At 48.5% G+C, this 17,646-nt stretch carries 12 protein-coding genes and 1 pseudogene; 5 read left to right on the top strand and 8 right to left on the bottom strand.

Features of this window, described 5'->3' with window-relative positions:
- Positions 1 to 154: 154 nt before the first annotated feature.
- Complete coding sequence (locus EIM92_RS20430) at positions 155 to 2,185, top strand: methyl-accepting chemotaxis protein (RefSeq protein WP_125084407.1); 2,031 nt, start codon at positions 155 to 157, stop codon at positions 2,183 to 2,185.
- 447 nt (positions 2,186 to 2,632) lie between these two features.
- On the opposite strand, the gene EIM92_RS20425 is transcribed toward EIM92_RS20430, so the two are convergent.
- From EIM92_RS20425 to rlmD, 3 genes are all read right to left on the bottom strand, one after another.
- A complete protein-coding gene (locus EIM92_RS20425; protein ID WP_125084406.1) occupies positions 2,633 to 3,601 on the bottom strand; it encodes a helix-turn-helix transcriptional regulator in 969 nt (322 codons plus the stop codon).
- Between the two features lie 24 nt (positions 3,602 to 3,625).
- The gene (locus EIM92_RS20420) at positions 3,626 to 4,498 is read right to left on the bottom strand and encodes an MBL fold metallo-hydrolase (protein ID WP_125084405.1); all 873 of its coding nucleotides are present in this window, start codon (positions 4,496 to 4,498) and stop codon (positions 3,626 to 3,628) included.
- Positions 4,499 to 4,722: 224 nt separating this feature from the next.
- On the bottom strand, positions 4,723 to 6,366 hold the full coding sequence (rlmD, locus tag EIM92_RS20415) for a 23S rRNA (uracil(1939)-C(5))-methyltransferase RlmD (RefSeq protein ID WP_125084404.1): 1,644 nt from the start codon (positions 6,364 to 6,366) through the stop codon (positions 4,723 to 4,725).
- A 293-nt stretch (positions 6,367 to 6,659) separates the two neighbouring features.
- Here rlmD and recQ point away from each other — a divergent pair, with 293 nt between their 5' ends.
- The 3 genes and pseudogenes from recQ (at position 6,660) to EIM92_RS20400 (ending at position 12,019) form a co-directional block, all read left to right on the top strand.
- Positions 6,660 to 8,495 carry a DNA helicase RecQ gene (recQ, locus tag EIM92_RS20410; protein ID WP_125084403.1) on the top strand — a complete coding sequence of 612 codons (1,836 nt, stop codon included), beginning with the start codon at positions 6,660 to 6,662 and terminating at the stop codon, positions 8,493 to 8,495.
- 12 nt (positions 8,496 to 8,507) lie between these two features.
- A complete protein-coding gene (locus tag EIM92_RS20405) occupies positions 8,508 to 10,472 on the top strand; it encodes a B12-binding domain-containing radical SAM protein (protein WP_125084402.1) in 1,965 nt (654 codons plus the stop codon).
- Positions 10,473 to 10,835: 363 nt separating this feature from the next.
- Positions 10,836 to 12,019: pseudogene (locus EIM92_RS20400) on the top strand (IS3 family transposase).
- A 329-nt stretch (positions 12,020 to 12,348) separates the two neighbouring features.
- Here EIM92_RS20400 and EIM92_RS20395 read toward each other — a convergent pair.
- The 4 genes from EIM92_RS20395 to mnmL are packed head-to-tail and all read right to left on the bottom strand — an operon-like array spanning position 12,349 to position 15,279.
- Positions 12,349 to 13,287 carry an alpha/beta hydrolase gene (locus EIM92_RS20395; protein ID WP_125084401.1) on the bottom strand — a complete coding sequence of 313 codons (939 nt, stop codon included), beginning with the start codon at positions 13,285 to 13,287 and terminating at the stop codon, positions 12,349 to 12,351.
- A gap of 34 nt (positions 13,288 to 13,321) precedes the next feature.
- Positions 13,322 to 13,720, bottom strand: a complete 399-nt coding sequence (locus tag EIM92_RS20390; protein ID WP_125084400.1) for a VOC family protein — start codon at positions 13,718 to 13,720, stop codon at positions 13,322 to 13,324.
- Positions 13,721 to 13,745: 25 nt separating this feature from the next.
- Entirely contained in the window at positions 13,746 to 14,327 is a 582-nt protein-coding gene (mnmM, locus tag EIM92_RS20385) for a tRNA 5-(aminomethyl)-2-thiouridylate-methyltransferase MnmM (protein WP_125084399.1), read from the bottom strand.
- A 1-nt stretch (position 14,328) separates the two neighbouring features.
- The gene (gene mnmL, locus EIM92_RS20380; protein WP_125084398.1) at positions 14,329 to 15,279 is read right to left on the bottom strand and encodes a tRNA modification radical SAM protein MnmL/YtqA; all 951 of its coding nucleotides are present in this window, start codon (positions 15,277 to 15,279) and stop codon (positions 14,329 to 14,331) included.
- Positions 15,280 to 15,665: 386 nt separating this feature from the next.
- Here mnmL and trmB point away from each other — a divergent pair, with 386 nt between their 5' ends.
- Positions 15,666 to 16,373 carry a tRNA (guanosine(46)-N7)-methyltransferase TrmB gene (gene trmB / locus EIM92_RS20375; RefSeq protein ID WP_125084397.1) on the top strand — a complete coding sequence of 236 codons (708 nt, stop codon included), beginning with the start codon at positions 15,666 to 15,668 and terminating at the stop codon, positions 16,371 to 16,373.
- 128 nt (positions 16,374 to 16,501) lie between these two features.
- Here trmB and EIM92_RS20370 read toward each other — a convergent pair whose 3' ends face one another.
- Positions 16,502 to 17,635 (bottom strand): MGDG synthase family glycosyltransferase, encoded by a 1,134-nt coding sequence (locus tag EIM92_RS20370; protein ID WP_125084396.1) that lies wholly within the window; start codon positions 17,633 to 17,635, stop codon positions 16,502 to 16,504.
- Positions 17,636 to 17,646: the final 11 nt, after the last annotated feature.

The raw sequence follows: 17,646 nt of genomic DNA, 5'->3' as shown, positions 1-17,646 counted from the left end.
ACAAAACGACCCCAATACCATCCCGATATTAGATAAAAGGAAATAGACATCTAATGATGTTTTATAGTAAAGTCGAATTAGATACTCTTTTTCGCTTTACTGTAGTAGATAAGTAGCATTATAAACATACAACTTAGGGAGGTCAGACAGATTTATGAAAAAGATATTAGGTAATATGAGAATTTTTATGAAAATCGGAATACTAATACCTATTGTTGCTATTTTCTTAATCGGTATGGCAATCATGAATCATCAGATTACTTCAAATGAAATCGAAAAAATGGTTGAAAGTGAAATGTCTTTATTAGCCGACAATGTAACTTATACCGTTGAAAACAAAGTTAATGCACATAATCAACTGATTTACAGTGTGAAGTCAGCTGTGGAATCATCAGATACTTTAATGACTAGAAAAAATTTCATAAGTTTAGTAGAGCAAATCCTTCCCTTAAATGAAGAAACCTACGGAATGGGACTATGGTACGAAAAAGAGGTCGCGAATGGAGAAATATTCGGCCCCTATATATATAAAGATGAGGGGAAGGCTGTTTATACCGATATTTATGAAGAACCTTCCTATGATTTTTATACACAAGAATGGTATACGAAAGGATTAACTTCTAATCAAGTAAACCATACAGAACCTTATTTTGATGAGGCATTAGGGGAAATGTTCATCTCATTTAGTGTTCAAGTGGTAGATGATTCGAAGCCAATCGGAGTCATTACGGGGGATTATATCCTAAATTCGATCCAGTCCATTGTGTCAGATATCAAAATTAGAGAAAGTGGATATGCTTTTTTAATTGATGACAAAGGTACCTTCTTAACTCATCCTGATAAAGAAAAAGTCAATACAGAAACGATTCAAGACTATTTAAATATTTCACTTGAACAGTTAGGGAATGATACAGCCCTGATCCAGACAAAAATTAATGGTGAAGATCATTTCATGCAATATCAGCAAGTTAACGGCATGCCATGGAAAGCGGTATTACTTGTGCCAACGAAGGAACTGTTTAGTGCGCAACAAAAGATGACTTATCAACAGTTTGCTGTAAGTACGGTATTAGTCGTTTTAATGTCTTTGTTCGTACTTGTTATTGCGAGATATATTCGCAGTGAAGTAAGAAATATTAATCATAATTTAGGTAATCTAGCAAATGGGGATTTAACGAAAACTATATCCATCGAGACAAAAGATGAATTTGGAGAAATGGCCAATTATTATAACGGTTCAGTCCAAGCGTTAGGAAATATGATGAAAGCGGTTTCTGATGAAACGGAAGTGGTTGCATCAACTGCAGAAGAATTAACAGCGAGTGTACAAGAAGTAAATCAATCGGTAATGGCAGTTGCCGTTTCAATGCAAGATGTTGCGGAAAATACCAGCAAGCAACAATCTGTCAGTGAACAATTACAATCGGTAACAACATTATTATCGGAGGATATGCAGCAGGTCGTAGCAACGTTGAACGGCGCCGTTCAACAATCTGTTTCAACCTCAGAAGTCGCCACAGGTGGCTCGAAGGATATCCGAACATTTATCGATGATATAACACAGCTACATACCCAAGTGGAAGATAGCGCAAGTTTAATGGGTAAATTAAAAGAGCAATCAGAACAAATTGAGAGCATGAGTCAACTCATTTCATCGATTACGGAACAAACCAATTTATTGTCTTTAAATGCAGCTATTGAAGCAGCGCGAGCAGGAGAACATGGTAAAGGCTTTGCCGTAGTTGCCAATGAAGTGAAGAAGCTTGCGGAACAAACCGGAGTTGCTTCCAAAGATATTGAAGACCTTGTTCGGAATATTCAAGATGAAATGAATCGAGCTGTTGATATGATGGAACAAAGCCGTTCCATTGCTCAAAATGGTATTGTTTCTGTAAAACAAGCGGAGGGAACGTTTGATACGATTGCAGGCGCTATTCAAGACTTAAAACAAATGATTGAAACCACTAGCCAAAATACAATAAACACTTACGAAAAACTAAAAAATGTCACGGTAACCGTAGAAGAAATCAATGAACAAACAAGAATAACAAATGAACACACATTAAATGTATCAGCTATTACAGAAGAACAATCTTCAACCATGAATGAAATGGCCGTTGCTTCGGAACATCTTGCAAAACTCGCTCAAAATTTACAAAAAGAAATCGAGAAATTTACGATTTAATGAACGGAAATCATGACAATCAACAAAGCTTCTGTCTAACAACCTTTATAACTGCCAATTTTCCAACCATTTCCAAGTACGGGTTAGGGTATAGAAAGCTGATTTGCTGGACTTCTTCAACTGTAAGACGATTAATGACTTCCGTAGCTGATATATCGAGGATGCTAACAAGTGGGGCGTATGCTCCACTTTTCCTTTTCCCTTATAGGAGTAACATGAGTACTTGTTCATAATCCCCCTACACAATCCACCATAATGTTCTTGAGTTTTTCAATCATATTATCCACGTAGCTTCACCCCTGAAATTTTATTTCTCAAAGCGATTGGGTATCTGACTCAATTATCCTGCCCGTCGGTTCAATGTCATCAAAAATAGCCACCAAATCAACACTGAGATTTAACAGAGCCTAAAAAAATAAATAGAGAGGCGAGAACCTCTCTTTACTCTTACCCATTGTCGGTTTCCGGCGAATTCTCGTACAACGATGCGATTGAGAGCGCCGCATCCCTTAGCTTCTCGGCAATCCGGTGGGGCTCGAGGACGATGACGTCCGTGCGAAAATGAAGCAAATAGCCGATGATCCAAGGCTTGTCCGGCAACGTCGCCCGCACGATTAACGAACCGTCCGACTGCCATTCCAGCTCATGTTCTTCGAAGTGATCGGATGCGGCGGCCTTCCCCCCTCCCTCGAACCGGAGCACTAATTCCAGCGTCGTCCCGTATACAGGAGTCTGACAGACCTCCTTCGGGCTGTCGGAACGAGTCAGTTGCTTCCGTTCGAAAAGCTTCGGAGTCGTCTGCAGTTCCCGGATGCGCGAAAGCCGGAACGTGCGGTAATCGTTCCGCCTAAGACAGTAGCCGTACAAATACCAGACATAGCCCTTCAACGCAATCTCCATGGGTTCCACGGAACGAGCGGTCGTGACCTCACCCTTGCCGTCCACATAGGTAAAAACGACGACGCGGCGCTCCAAGGCCGCCTGCCGCAGCAATTCGAATTTGGCGCGATCGGCTTTACTGTGTCTCCAGGGTGAAAAGTCAATCTGAATTCGCTCCCTGTCATCCATCCGCCCTTGTTCCGCCCGAGCGACCAGAGCTCCGACTTTATCCATGAGCCGCTCCATCTTGTTCTCGTTCATCGTTCCTGTAGATTGCAGGCCTTGCAGTGCGATTGTGAGCGACATCAATTCGTCGTACGACAGCAGCTGGCGATCAAGCCGAAAGCTGTCCATAATCTCGAAGCCGCCCTCCGCCCCCGTGTAGGATACGATGGGGATTCCGGCGAGATTAAGCGATTCTAGGTCGCGATAGACCGTCCGTAGCGATACCTGCAGCTGCTCGGCCAATTCATGCGCTTGGACGCGCTTGCGATTCAGCAAGATCATTGTAATCGCCATCAATCTCTCCAGCTTCATCTCTTATCCCCCCGTTATTGCCCTTCAGTCGGTATTCCTCATTCGCTCTACCAAATCCATCATCTCCTGCTTCATGGAAGCCCATTCTAACTCGATCCATTCCCCATGGCGAGGCAGCACCCATCGGAAGGATTGCCGCGCCAGCCGCTCCATGGAGTCCGTTTGCTCGGCCCAAGAATGAAAACAGTAATCCCGGACCGCGCCGAGCCCGCGCGTATGTCGGTCCCAATGGAGGTGATCCCCCGCGAACAAATAAGTGTCCTTATATAGCAGCACGATGTGGCCCATCGTATGACCAGGCACGGGCAATAAAATCAGATCCGAATGCCAACAAATGGGCTGCGTACCTGTCAAAAGGCGCTCTGACCCATCTCGTTCAGCCTCTTCGTCGGCGTGTAGAACGATTTCCGCACCGAAGCGCTTAGCGTACCGGTCGACATCCCTTTTTTCGTCCGTATCAACATGAGTTAGGAATATGGTGCTTATGCCGCCGAGTTCAACCAATTTTTTCTCTAGCGCAGGAACGAATCGCGGAGCGTCGATCAGCCAGTTGCCGTCGGAACGTTTGATGAAATAGCTATGACCGCCGTAAGATTTGGCCGAAGAGTAGCCGCAGTAGTAAATGTCCTCCGATAATGGCAGAGGAAACCCGTTCATGGCCTCGGCAAGCTCAGCCTTCGTTTCGCTGCCAATGGCCCCCGTGGGACAAGCCAGCAAGGAATAAAACGCCAGTCGTCTGTCTTCGTCCGTCTCAGGCTGCTGGGTGACCGCAGACAATCCGTCCACCGCAGAGAAAATGTTAGGCGCCAGCTGCCGGCAAATATCGCAATCGACGCAAGTCGAGTTTACGTAGAAATCGCCTTCGGCGTTTCCGGGCAATCGCGTTATCTTAGCCATGGGCTCTGCCTCCTACCATCGCAGGCCGCCTCCTGCGCATAGGCGCTCCCGGCAATTGATCCATCATTCATATCCATATCGAACATCCTTTCAGTAGGTTCTATACGGATATTGTACTCCCCCATTGTTGACAACTAGGTGTCAACAATGAATTTGTGGATATAAAATAGGGCTCGCGTTACCTGATTGCAATACGGACACTATTTTGAGCTTGAGCAGTGCTGTCACATCTCATTTCGTACCATCAATATTACGCACTCCACATGACTCGTCTGCGGGAACATATCCACCGGCTGCATCCACTCCAGCGAGTAGCCGCCGTCCAGCAGCTCCTTGCAGTCCTTCGCCAAGGTCGAAGGATTGCAGGATACGTACACGAAGCGCTTCGGCTTCGTGCGCAGAACCGCGCTGATGAAGCGCGGGTCTAACCCGGTACGTGGCGGGTCGGCGATGATGATGTCGGGCTTGAAGCCGGACTTCACCCAGCGAGGAAGCAGCTCTTCGGCATTGCCCTCGTAGAAGGAGGCATTATCGCGTCCGTTGCGGGCTGCGTTCGCTTTGGCGTCCTCCACCGCTTCGGGGATTGACTCGATGCCGCGCACCTCGCTGGCGTAAGGGGCAAGCCACAGCCCGATCGTGCCTGTGCCGCAGTAAGCGTCGACGACGACTTCCTTGCCTGTGAGAGCTGCTGCCGTGCGCACCGATTCATACAGCTTGACTGTCTGCACCGGGTTGAGCTGGAAGAAAGCGCGAGGAGACAGGGTGAACTCCAGATCCCCAAGCGCCTCCTCAATGCCGTCCGCGCCCCAGAGAATTGTCGTCTTGTTACCGAACACGAGCGAGGTGTTCTTCGGATTGACGTTCAGCGCGATGCTGGTCAGCTCCGGCATGGCCCGCCTTAGCTCCTTAATAAGCTGATCCAGCCTCGGAATGCGGTCGTTCGCGGCAACAAGCGTCACTTGCAGCTGCCCGGATTGGAAGCCCCAGCGTACAACGATCGTGCGCACGATCCCCAGATTGCTTTTTTCCTCATAGATTGGAATATTCAGCCGCTGCAAGACATTTCTCGTCTTATCGACCGCCTCGTTCACCTTTGGATGCTGGATTGGGCAGCCCGTAATATCGATCAGCTTATGCGAATTCGCGGCATACAGTCCGGCGATGACGCCTTCCTCCTGTAAGCCGAGTTGAAGTTGTGCTTTATTGCGATAGCCCCAAGGATGCTCCATGCCGAGAATCGGCTTCATACGAACCTCCTGCAAACCGGCGTAGCGTGAGAACGCTTCGCGTACGATCTCCTCCTTGCCTGTAAGCTGCCCTGGATATGATATATGTTGAATTTGACAGCCGCCGCAAATACCGAACACGGAACAAGGTGCATCGACCCGCTGCGGCGATCGCTTCTCGATTTTTACTAATTCAGCACCAATGAACTTGTTTTCGATCCGGGTAACCTTGGCCTGAATAACTTCATCAGGCAGACCTCCCGTAATAAAGACTGCCTTGCGCCGGTAATATCCGACGCCTTCGCCATTGATGCCAAGGCGCTTGATTGTAACGACGATTTGATCGCCGATCCGCAGTTCCTCGGCATGCTCGCGTCCGGAGATGCGAGGAGATTGCTGCTTCACATCTCGCGCCGCGTGCGTCCTTGAACCGTGGGATGCGTGCGGCTTGGCGCTGAATGCATTAGGCTTGGATTGGTGCGATTTATGCAACCGGGCATTGTGGGAATCTTGCTGTTTGCCATATGACGCTTTCTGCCCTTTGCGGGATGACTGCTGTCCTTCATGCAATGATTTCTGCTTGTTATTTGCAGGATTATTTTTATTTTTATGTTGACTATGGGATCTTGACGATTCCTTCATGGTTGATTTAGCTCCATCCTTATAAAATGTACAAATCCAATATACCACGCTGAACGTACAACCACCATGATATAGAAACGAAAAGGAAAACTATCAATCTGAGTTCTATTTGGGATATTGTTGTATCTCATACAAATATCCTCGTAGACCAAGACATTTCAAAGACTTAAGGCTGCCAGCTACCGAGCTGATTCTGAAAAAATTCAAAATCGTTTGCCCAACACGCCCACTCCCGGTAAACTGGATAAGGAACGTATGCAAGAACGATGGTTACGAGTAAGGAGCTTATTTCAATGAATATGCAATCCACTTTAATGGAACAAGCCAAATCTTATTTGCAAAAATATTACGGCTACCCAGATTTCCGGGAAGGCCAGCGAAAAATCGTAGAGAGTGTCTTGTCCGGCGCCGACACGCTTGGCATCATGCCGACAGGCGGCGGGAAGTCCATCTGCTACCAGATTCCCGCGCTTATGCTGCCCGGACTTACACTAGTTGTGTCGCCGCTGATCTCACTCATGAAGGACCAGGTGGACGCGCTCACGACTGCCGGAGTATCCGCGGCCTATATTAATAGCACGTTGTCCGGCAAGGAAGTGAATGATCGCATTCGCGCAGCAAGAAGGGGCGACCTTAAGCTGTTGTATGTCGCGCCGGAACGGCTGGAGCTCGACTGGTTCCGTGAGGAAATGGGCAGCCTGACGATTTCCTGCGTCGCCGTTGATGAGGCCCACTGCGTATCGCAGTGGGGCCATGATTTCCGCACGAGCTACCTCGCGGTAGCCCCGTTCGTGAATGGGCTGCCAAACAGGCCGATTGTCGCGGCCTTTACGGCAACGGCCACGCCGGAGGTCATGGATGACATGACACGGCTGCTTCAGCTCCGTGAACCAGAGATATTTGTCACTGGACTTGGCCGCGACAATTTGGCAATGTCTGTGCTGCGCGGCGAGAACAAGCGCGAGTTCGTACTGAACTACGCGAAGACGCACGGACATCAGCCGGGCATCGTTTATGCAGCGACCCGCAAGGAGGTCGACGATTTGTACGAGCGGCTCAAGCAGAATGGCATTCCGGCCGGAAGGTATCATGCTGGGCTATCCGACAAAGAGCGGGATGGGAGCCAGGAGGCCTTTCTCTATGATGATATTCGCGTGATGGTCGCGACGAATGCTTTTGGCATGGGAATCGACAAGTCCAACGTCCGTTACGTGATTCACTATAATATGCCGAAAAATATGGAAGCTTATGTGCAGGAGGCCGGACGTGCAGGGCGGGACGGAGAGCCGAGTGAGTGTATTCTGCTATTCAGCCCGCAGGACATCATGACGCAGAAATTTCTGATTGAGCAGAACCCGCAGGACGATGGACGCAAGCGCAACGAATACCGCAAGCTGCAGCAGATGATTGAATACTGCTACTCGACCAGTTGTTTGCGTTGGGGGATGCTCGACTACTTCGGAGAGAAGCACGACCGCAAGCCCTGCGGTATTTGTAGCTCTTGCACCGATGAGCGCGAATTAGTGGATATGACCCGGGATGCTCAAATTGTGTTCTCTTGCATCCATCGGATGAGAGAGCGCTTCGGCGTCACGATGGTCGCTTCGGTGCTCAAGGGCTCCCGCAATAAGAAGGTGCTCCAATACGGCTTCGATAGCTTGCCTACGTATGGCATGATGCCAAGGCGCACCGAGAAGGAGATCTCCGAACTGATCAATGTATTTATAGCTGAAGGGTACCTCGCCCTTTCCGAAGGACAATATCCGGTTGTCCGGCTGCAGCCTTTAGCAGTTGACGTGCTGAAGGGGCAGCATCAGGTGATGATGCGCGAACCTGAGCCGGTGGCGACCCAGACTGCGGGGAGCAGCCGTCGCCGCAGAGGGGCTTACGACGATGGACCGTCTGCCGTCAACGAGACGATATTCGAGCAGCTTCGCCTTATTCGCCGTGACTTGGCGGAGAAGGAGCGTGTGCCGTCCTACATTATTTTTAACGATGCGACTCTTCGCGAAATGAGTATCGTTTGTCCGACGAGCGAAGCGGATATGCTGAATATTAAAGGGGTAGGGGAAGTGAAGTACCGTAAATACGGACAGGCATTCCTCGAGTTTTTTAAAAATATGGAATAGGACTGTGAAATCATGAAGGTTATTTTAACAACATTAAATGCGAAATATATCCACACCTCCTTGGCGATCCGCCTGTTGAAGGCTTATAGCGGGAACGATTTTGATATTGAACTCGCCGAGTATACGATCAAAGACCCGACGATGAACATCGTGTCGGATTTATTTCAACGCAAGCCTGATGTGATCGGGTTTTCTTGCTACATTTGGAACATCGAGCAGACAATTCTTGTCGTTGATATTCTGAAAAAAGTGCTGCCCGAGACGACAATCGTCCTCGGCGGGCCAGAAGTGTCCTATGATACGCAGTACTGGATGGAGCGCGTTAAGAGCGTGGACTTCATTGTGATGGGAGATGGGGAAGAGACCTTCCACCATCTGCTGCAGGAGCTGTCCGGGGATCGCAAGTTCCATTATGTATTCGGAGCCGCATATCGCAAAGGTGACGAAGTGATCGTCAATCCGGGACGGCCTAAATCAGATCTGAACACGCTGCCTTCGCCGCACCGTTTTCCCGAAGACATCCCGGATCTTAGCAAACGCATTATCTATTTCGAGACGAGCCGCGGCTGTCCGTTTAGCTGCCAGTTTTGCCTGTCCAGTATCGAGGTAGGTGTGCGTTATTATGACATTGAGCGCGTAAAGTCCGATCTGCTGTATCTGATCGATAATGGAGCAAAAATCATCAAATTCCTCGACAGAACGTTCAACATCAATCGTAGCTACGCGATGGAAATGTTTGAATTTCTGATCGAGAACCACCGCGGCTGCATTTTCCAGTTCGAGATTACTGCAGATATTATGCGCCCCGAGGTACTGGATTATCTGGCTGAGAATGCGCCGCCAGGCATCTTCCGTTTTGAGATCGGGGTGCAATCAACGAATGATCCGACGAATGAGCTTGTGAAGCGCCGACAGAATTTTACGAAGCTGACGCGCACTGTGACGAAAATTAAGGAAAGCGGCAAAATTGCCCAGCATTTGGATTTGATCGCTGGACTTCCGCTGGAAGATTACGCCACATTCCGCAAGACCTTTAATGATGTATTTGCACTTGGGCCGGAGGAACTACAGCTCGGTTTCTTAAAAATGCTGCGTGGCACCGGTCTGCGGAACGACGCGGCAAAATACAACTACAAGTATATGGAGCATGCTCCCTATGAAATGCTTAGCAATGATGTGCTATCCTTTGCGGACATCGTCCGCTTGAAGCGGCTGGAGGATGTCCTTGAGAAATACTGGAATGCGCACCGAATGGATCATACGTTAAACTACTTGATGAAGGTAGAATTCGATTCTCCATTCGATTTCTTTCAGGAATTCGGGGATTACTGGGAGGAGCAGGGATGGCAGCGAATCGGCCATCAGCTTGAGGATTTATTCCTCCGTCTGCAGGAGTTCCTTGCCCAGCGTAAGCTGAAAACGCCGGATGTGGTGCTGGGTCTCATGAAGCTCGACTACTTCCTTGGACATAAATACAAGCCGCGTAAAATATGGTGGGATGACCGTATCGGGAAGGATGCACGTGGTAGGTATTTGAGCATGCTGGCTGAGCAATGGGATAGTCAGTTTGGGCAGCTTGGCGGACAGTCGAAGGGACACTCTGAGCAGCTTACTGGATATTCGGATGGACAGTCTGAGCAACAGGCCGAGCGACTGGAAAGCCAGTCCGCGCAGCTTGCCGAACGTCCAGACGGTCAGTCTGAGCAGCATGCCGGGCGACTGGAGGGTCAGGGTCAGCCTGGGCAGTTTGTCGCCCAGCGGGAGGGCCTGCCGTCCTATCTTGTCGGACGGAATTTGAGCGAGCGCGAGCTGCAGAAGTTCGCCGTTCTAGAGGAACTGCCATTCCGTCTGGAGGATGTACTGGAGGGCAAGCAGCTCTCTGAGGAAAGGATGGAGCCTAGCTTGCTGGTCGTCCTGTATCAGCAGACGGATGACGAGAAGCCGTTATATTTTTCGAGGCCGTTAGCGAAGGTATAAACAGGCATTAACACGAAGCGACAATCAATGGATTTAAAAATATAAATAAGCATTGAACATTAAACATTAAACGATAAATATTAAGCACTAAACGATACTAGAATAAACGATACTAGATGGATTTAATACATTTAAAAAGTGTACTTGATCGTTGAATGTACCAACTAAATGGATTTCTTGCTGTTAGTTTGCAGTTCAAAAGGCGATTGAGGGGTAAAAGCATTAATCTAGATGGATGAAATACAGTTACCTTCAGGTAAGTGTCGCCAAAGAGCAAAAATAAATGTAAGAATGCAACTAGAATAAAAAGTGGACAGTCCTTAAGTGAACCTAGATAATAATCCTTAAGGGAGAGATGTCCGGATGGAACGTAATAGTTACAGTGAAGAGTTTAAGAAGCAGACAGTGAAGTATATTTTAGAGCAAAGTAAGTCCATGCCGCAGTTGGCCGAAGAACTCGGTATATCTGCCGGTGTGTTGCACAACTGGAAAGCACTTTACCGCGATGAAATCCAGCTGGAATCTTTAGTCACACCGGAGAGAGTGCGCCAACTCGAACAACAACTGCGTAAAAAGGAACTGGAGAATCAAGAGAAGGAGCGGGAAAATCAAGATCTCCAGGAAGAACTCGCTATATTAAAAAAGGCGCTGCACATCTTCAGCAAAGAAAGGAACTGAGGTTCCAATTCATTGAAGAACATCGCTCCGAGTTTTCGGTGGAGAAGATGTGCAAGGTTTTACAAGTGTCTCGGAGTGGCTTCTACAAGTGGCAAAAGGCATTGCCTAGCGAGCAGAAACTTCGAAAGGCGAAGGTTCTGGAGAGAGTCAAGTATCATTTTCATGACTCCGGGGAACGCTACGGCAGTCCTAAGATTACCCGAATGCTGTGGAAAGAGCGTATCCAGGTCGCGGAGCGCACAGTTAGCATCTACATGAAAGAACTGGGGTTGCGTTCTTGTGTCTCCCGTACATTTAAGGTGCAGACGACCGATTCCAATCATGACTCACCCATTGCTCCCAATGAGTTGAACCAGAACTTTGCCGTATCTGAACCGAACAAAGTGTGGGTTGCAGATATTACCTACATCCCCTGCCGAGAAGGACGGCTGTACTTGGCTAGTCTGATGGATCTGTGCACACGCGAGATCGTGGGTTGGCGTCTTTACGGCCGGATGACAACAGAACTTGTCTTAGATGCTCTAGAGGCCGCATATGATGCGAAAAAACCAGGTAAGGGATTGCTTCACCATTCCGATCGCGGTTCACAGTACGCATCGAAGGAGTACCGTGACAAGCTGGAATCGTATTCCATGAAGGTTAGCATGAGTCGTAAAGGGAATTGCTACGATAACGCTTGTATCGAGTCATTTCACAGCATCTTGAAAAAAGAACTCATCTACAGAACGAAGTTCAAGACCAAACAACAGGCTTACGAGACCATTTACAGGTACATTGAATTTTTCTACAACCGCAAACGAATCCACAGTTCAATCGGCTATGTGTCGCCGGTTCAATTTGCTGCGCAATTCAAGAAGGAGACGGCGTAAACTTTCACTTAATAGGTGTCCACTTTCTTGACAGAAGTCCAGAAATACATTTAGATCCAAGCAGTGTGCCGATTTTTAAGCAAATGATGAGCAAATCAACTGAAATAAAATTAAACGCAAAGAACTATCCGTATAAAAAGAACCGTCCGAATAATATGGACGGTTCTTTAATGTTATCTAGACATAGCGCACCAGGTCATTCGTTCGTGTGCACTAATCGGCCGATCAGAGCGTACCAGATCATTCGATCATTTGCACCAATCCGCCGACCATAGCACACCCAGGTTATTCGATCATGTCGTCGCACCATCCAGTCGATGGTATCCGCTCTAGCCAGTCGTTACGTGTCGTTCCAGCCAGTCTACGAGATCGCGTGTTACCTCATCCCGGTTCGTCTCATTCAGCATCTCATGACGGCCCCCGGGATAGAGCTTTAACTCGACATCCTTGATCAGCAGCATATTGTAAAGTACAGCAAGCTTTTTTACACCATCGCCCCGCAGGCCAACCGGATCCTCGTCTCCACCGAAAATATAGATCGGCTTGTCCTTCGGGATTTTTCTCATCCGATTCGGGCGGTGGATTTCCTGTAATAATGAGAATAAGCCTTGGAAGAAACCGGCGCTGCACAGAAATCCGCAATGCGGGTTGTTTACGTACTTCTCAACTTCCGCCTCATCACGGGAGAGCCAGTCAAACGGCGTGTGGGGCGGGAGAAAATGTTTGTTGTAGGTTCCGAAAACAAGCCCGTTCAGCATCAAGCTGGGATGGCGCTCCCCCTGTATCAGGCACTGTAGTCTCGCCAGATTCTCGCCGAAAGCCAGTAACCCGCGAGGCCCGTTGGTTCCAGACAGAATGAAGCCGGAGTAAGGCTCCGGCGCGGTGTACATTATTTTTTGCGTCAGGAAAGATCCCATGCTGTGGCCAAGCAAAAATAAAGGCAACCCGGGATGGCGTTCTTGAATGATTCGGCTAAGTGTACTCATATCGCGCACCATCCCGCCAAAGCCGTCTTTCCCGATACATCCTAACTCAGCGTCAGTTTTCGCCGTTCGGCCATGCCCTCTGTGATCCCCCGCGAACACGATCCAGCCCCGCGCAGTAAGCACTTCAGCCAGACGAGCGTAGCGTTTGGCCGTTTCGGCCATGCCATGGGCAATTTGCAGCACGCCCTGCGGCACACCGATGCCCTCTCCCTCTGGATACCATGAATAGACAAATACTTCGTCTTGAGCATCATTGGTGTAAGTAAAAGTTTGCTCCAGCAACCGATCACCTCATTTCGGGACATGATTACATGATTTACGCTAAATGCACAGGTTCAAAAAATTCGATACGCTCTCCGTCCGGCCCATTGAAGAAAAAGAGACGGCTGCCATTTGAGATCGAGCGAATCTCGGGATCCAGACCCGATAGGCCAAGTCCGGCGATCCTTTTATACTCTTCTTCGATATGGCTTACCGTAAAGGCGATATGATGCACGCGCCCTTCGCTCGGTAGTTCTTCGCCCCCTCGGATGTAAATCAATTCGATTTCCACATTCTCCTGACCAGGGAAGGCAAGAAAGGCGAGGCGCAGCTCGTCATCCACTTCGCCGAGAATATGCAGCAGCTTAAGGCCAATTACCCGCTCATAAAATTCGATGGAATCCTCCAGTGCAGAGACACGGATACCAATATGTTCGATTTTCCGAATCGACATGATTAAACTCCCCTTATCAAATATTTTATCTTTTCTCGATAGCAATCAAATAAGGCGCGGCCGGTTTCTGGATTTGCCGATATACGATCGTTTGGCCGATAGAGGATGGAAGTGCAGCTGCCCATTCCTCCACGGCCCTTGCCTCAGTATCGCCTCCTGTGTGTCCCGGGTAGAGTACGATGGTGACAATTCCCCTTGACCGCAGCAGTCTAAGGCTGGCTTCAAGCGCGGTCAGTGTGCTGTCTGTCATTGTAATCACGCTAGCATCAGCTCCCTCGACAGGCAGATAGCCGAGGTTGAACATGATGGCGCCTACTTTTCCGTGAAGATCTCTTGGCAGCACATCATCCATCTCGGCATGGCTCTGTTGCAGCAATGTAACCTCAGACAGCCGAGCTTCCTGCTCCTGATCCAGCCGCTGCCGTGTAAGTGCTAGCGCTTCAGGCTGGATATCGAAGGCATATACCAGCCCTCGGCGGCCGCAAATCCGAGCGAGGAAGAGGGTATCCTGGCCAGTACCTGCCGTAGCGTCGATGGCGGATTCACCCGGCTGCAGTCGTTCGCCGATAAGCTTATGGGCAAAGCTCAGTACGGACATGAAGCCCATGTTATCCCCTCCAGTATTTTCCTTGCCAGGTGTCTCTTTGTCTCAGCTCGGCGTCGATCGAGTTGAGCACTTCCCACTTCTTCAAGCTCCACATCGGCCCGATGAGAAGCTCTCTTGGCGCATCACCGGTAAGACGGTGTACGATCATCTCCGGCGGCAGGAGTTCGAGTGTATCGACGATGAGCTTCACGTACTCATCCTTCTCAAGAAAACGAAGCAGCCCCGCCTCATATTGCTTGACCATCGCTGTTTTGCGCATCAAATGAAGCAAATGAATTTTGATTCCCTGCACATCCATTGCCGCTACCGCTCGGCCGGTCTCCAGCATCATCTCATGGCTTTCTAATGGGAGCCCGTAAATGATATGCGTGCATACACGAATATTGCGCGCCCTTAGTTTCTTGACGGCGTCCACGTAACACTGTGTATCGTGAGCCCGATTGATAAGCTGAGAAGTGGACTCGTGCACAGTCTGCAGCCCCATTTCGACCCAGAGATAAGTCCGTTCGTTGAGCTCGGCCAAATAGTCGACGACATCGTCAGGCAGGCAGTCCGGACGCGTAGCGATCGACAAGCCGACGACCCCAGGCTGCTCCAGAATGGCTTCGTAATACTCTTTTAGCACCTCAACAGGGGCATATGTGTTTGTATAGGCTTGGAAATAACCGATGTATTTGGCCTGGGGCCATTTTAAATGCTGTCGGTCTCGAATTTTGTTGAATTGCGTCACAAGATCGTCGCGTCTGCTTCCAGCAAAATCGCCAGAACCTCGAGTACTGCAGAACGTGCAACCGCCTTTGGCGATGGAGCCGTCCCGGTTTGGACAAGTAAAACCAGCATCCAGCATGACCTTGAACACTTTTTCGCCAAACTGCTCGCGCATCTCAGTATTCCAGGTGTGAAAACGTTTATCACCCCATAGTCTTGGTGGGGAATTTATTTCTATATTCATCAGAACTCCTTTATATTGTCGTAGTAATTTGATATTGTCACAAATTTTTTTTGCATGTAGCAATTCCCGTTAAGCCGCATTAACGTGGGATTGCCATTGCTTCATTGTATCAAAATATGTGGAAAAATGGGAACAACCCCTTGCTACTTTCTTGCGATAGATTACAGATTATGTTATTTTGAATGTATTACAAATTAGGTTTGGACCCCAATTCCAAATATATCGAAAAAGGGATCTGCGCAAACCGTCTCCCCGGCGGCCGCAAGATTCCTTTTTCATTCTTCTCCCCCTTTACAAGAGGGATGATCTTCGGCACAATAATTGCAGTATCAGAAAATGTTGTGGCATGAGCCACAATCATGGAATATAGAAAGCGGAGGAATGACATGCGGTTACGCGGCAGAAAAGGAATTCGGGAAAATCTGGAGCAGCAGCAACATCTTGTTATTTTGGATCCACGAGAATATAAAGGACGCTGGGCTGAGCTTTTTGGCAACGACCGTCCGATTCATATCGAGCTGGGAATGGGTAAAGGGCAGTTTATAAGCGGGATGAGCGTGAAATACCCGGATGTTAATTTTATAGGTATGGATATGTATGATGAGCTGATTCGCAGGGCGAGCGAGAAGGTACGTGGGATTTGGCAGGAGCAGGGTCAGGAGAAGCCACAGAGCGTAAGGCTGGCGCTGGGAAATATCGAGTCGATCGAGGAATTTTTTGCGCCCAATGAAGTCGAGCGGATTTATTTGAATTTCAGTGATCCGTGGCCGAAGAAGAAGCATGGTCGACGCAGGCTGACTCATCCGAGGTTTCTGGAGAAATACCGCACCTTGCTCAACGAGAACGGAGAAATTCATTTTAAAACGGATTCCAGGGAGCTCTTCCAGTTCTCTCTGAACGCATTTGCGGCTTGCGGGCTGCAGATGAGCAATATCTCCTTGGACCTCCATCGTGAGGGCATCAACGAAGAACATGTCATGACGGAATACGAGACTAAATTTGTGAATCAGGGAGTGAACATTCACCGCTGCGAGGTGATTGTTGGAGAAGCGGCGCTGTCACGCTATCATGAGCATAAAATGGAGCAGTTTTAATGCCGCTCCTTATACTGTAAGTATAACAGGCCACCGATCATTCGGTGGCCTGTTTGATGGAGAGAAGAGACCTGTTCCGTTGAGAATCTTCTTCCACATTTTCGTTTGTTTCTTACATTCATTCATTTTCAAGAGGGCACTTTGCTCTCATCCAGCAAATCCATGATTGCTTGCGCGCTTTGCATCGGGTGGTATTTAGCGATTTGCTCAAGTACCTTTTCCCTAGCGAGCGCTACCTCATCGTAGTGATCTGTTAGGCGATAAATCCATTCTTCAATATCGTTGAGGGAGTTCATCAAGGTTCCCCAGCCTTGCGATTCGAAGTACTGGGAGTTTTCCTCCTCCTGTCCAGGAAGAGGCTTGTGAAATAGCATCGGTATTCCTTTGGCCAACCCCTCTGTACAAGTCATTCCTCCGGGCTTTGTAATCAGTAGATCCGACACTTCCATCAATTTATCAATTTCCCGCGTAAACCCGAGAAGCCGAATGTTTGGATGAATGTATCGGGGATCTTTTTTCATCTTATCCAATGATTTCTGATTGCTTCCAAGGCAGAAAATGGTCTGGATTTTGTCGCTATGCATTGCGAGCAATGAATTGACCGCCTCATCTTTCATAAATCCCCAACCGCCGCCCATAACTAGGACTGTAGGCATATTTTTGAGGGCGAATTGACGGCGAATTTCTTCTTTGCTATGTCTTTCCCAGAAGTTCGGATGAACGGGAATGCCGGTTATGCGGATTTTACTCTCATCTACTTCCCTTTCGAGGAGCTTCTCTTTGACCTGCTCAGTAGAGACCAGATAACAGTTCACTTCCCTGCTGACCCATGTTCCGTGCACGTCATAATCCGTGATGACGGTACAAAGGGGGACGTTTAGTCCTAGGCGCTTCATACGCGAAATGACAGCACTAGGAATAGGATGGGTACATACGATGACATCGGGATGAAGCTGGCGGATAATCTGGGTCGTCCGGGTATAAAATATCCGATGGAGCGCCGCCGTCGTCAATCGGTTCAAGGATCTCTTATAATTACTGCGATACATCATCCGTACAAGACGGGGTTGCGTTGTGACTGTTTTTTTATATGCTGTAATGATCAGTGGTGCCATTCTAGGATTCAGGAAGCTACCAAGCTCCAGTACCTTCGTCTGAATATGAGGTGCTAGCTTGCGTAGACTGCTGGAGAGCGCATATGCTGCCTGGGTATGACCGGCTCCAAATCCCTCAGATAAAAGCAAGACTCTTTGTTTGGACACTTTAGCTTCAC

The organism is Paenibacillus lentus, assembly GCF_003931855.1.
In the GTDB taxonomy this organism is placed as follows: Bacteria; Bacillota; Bacilli; order Paenibacillales; family Paenibacillaceae; genus Fontibacillus; species Fontibacillus lentus.
The sequence above is the reverse complement of the archived record's forward strand: the minus strand, read 5'-3'. Positions and strand labels throughout refer to the sequence as shown.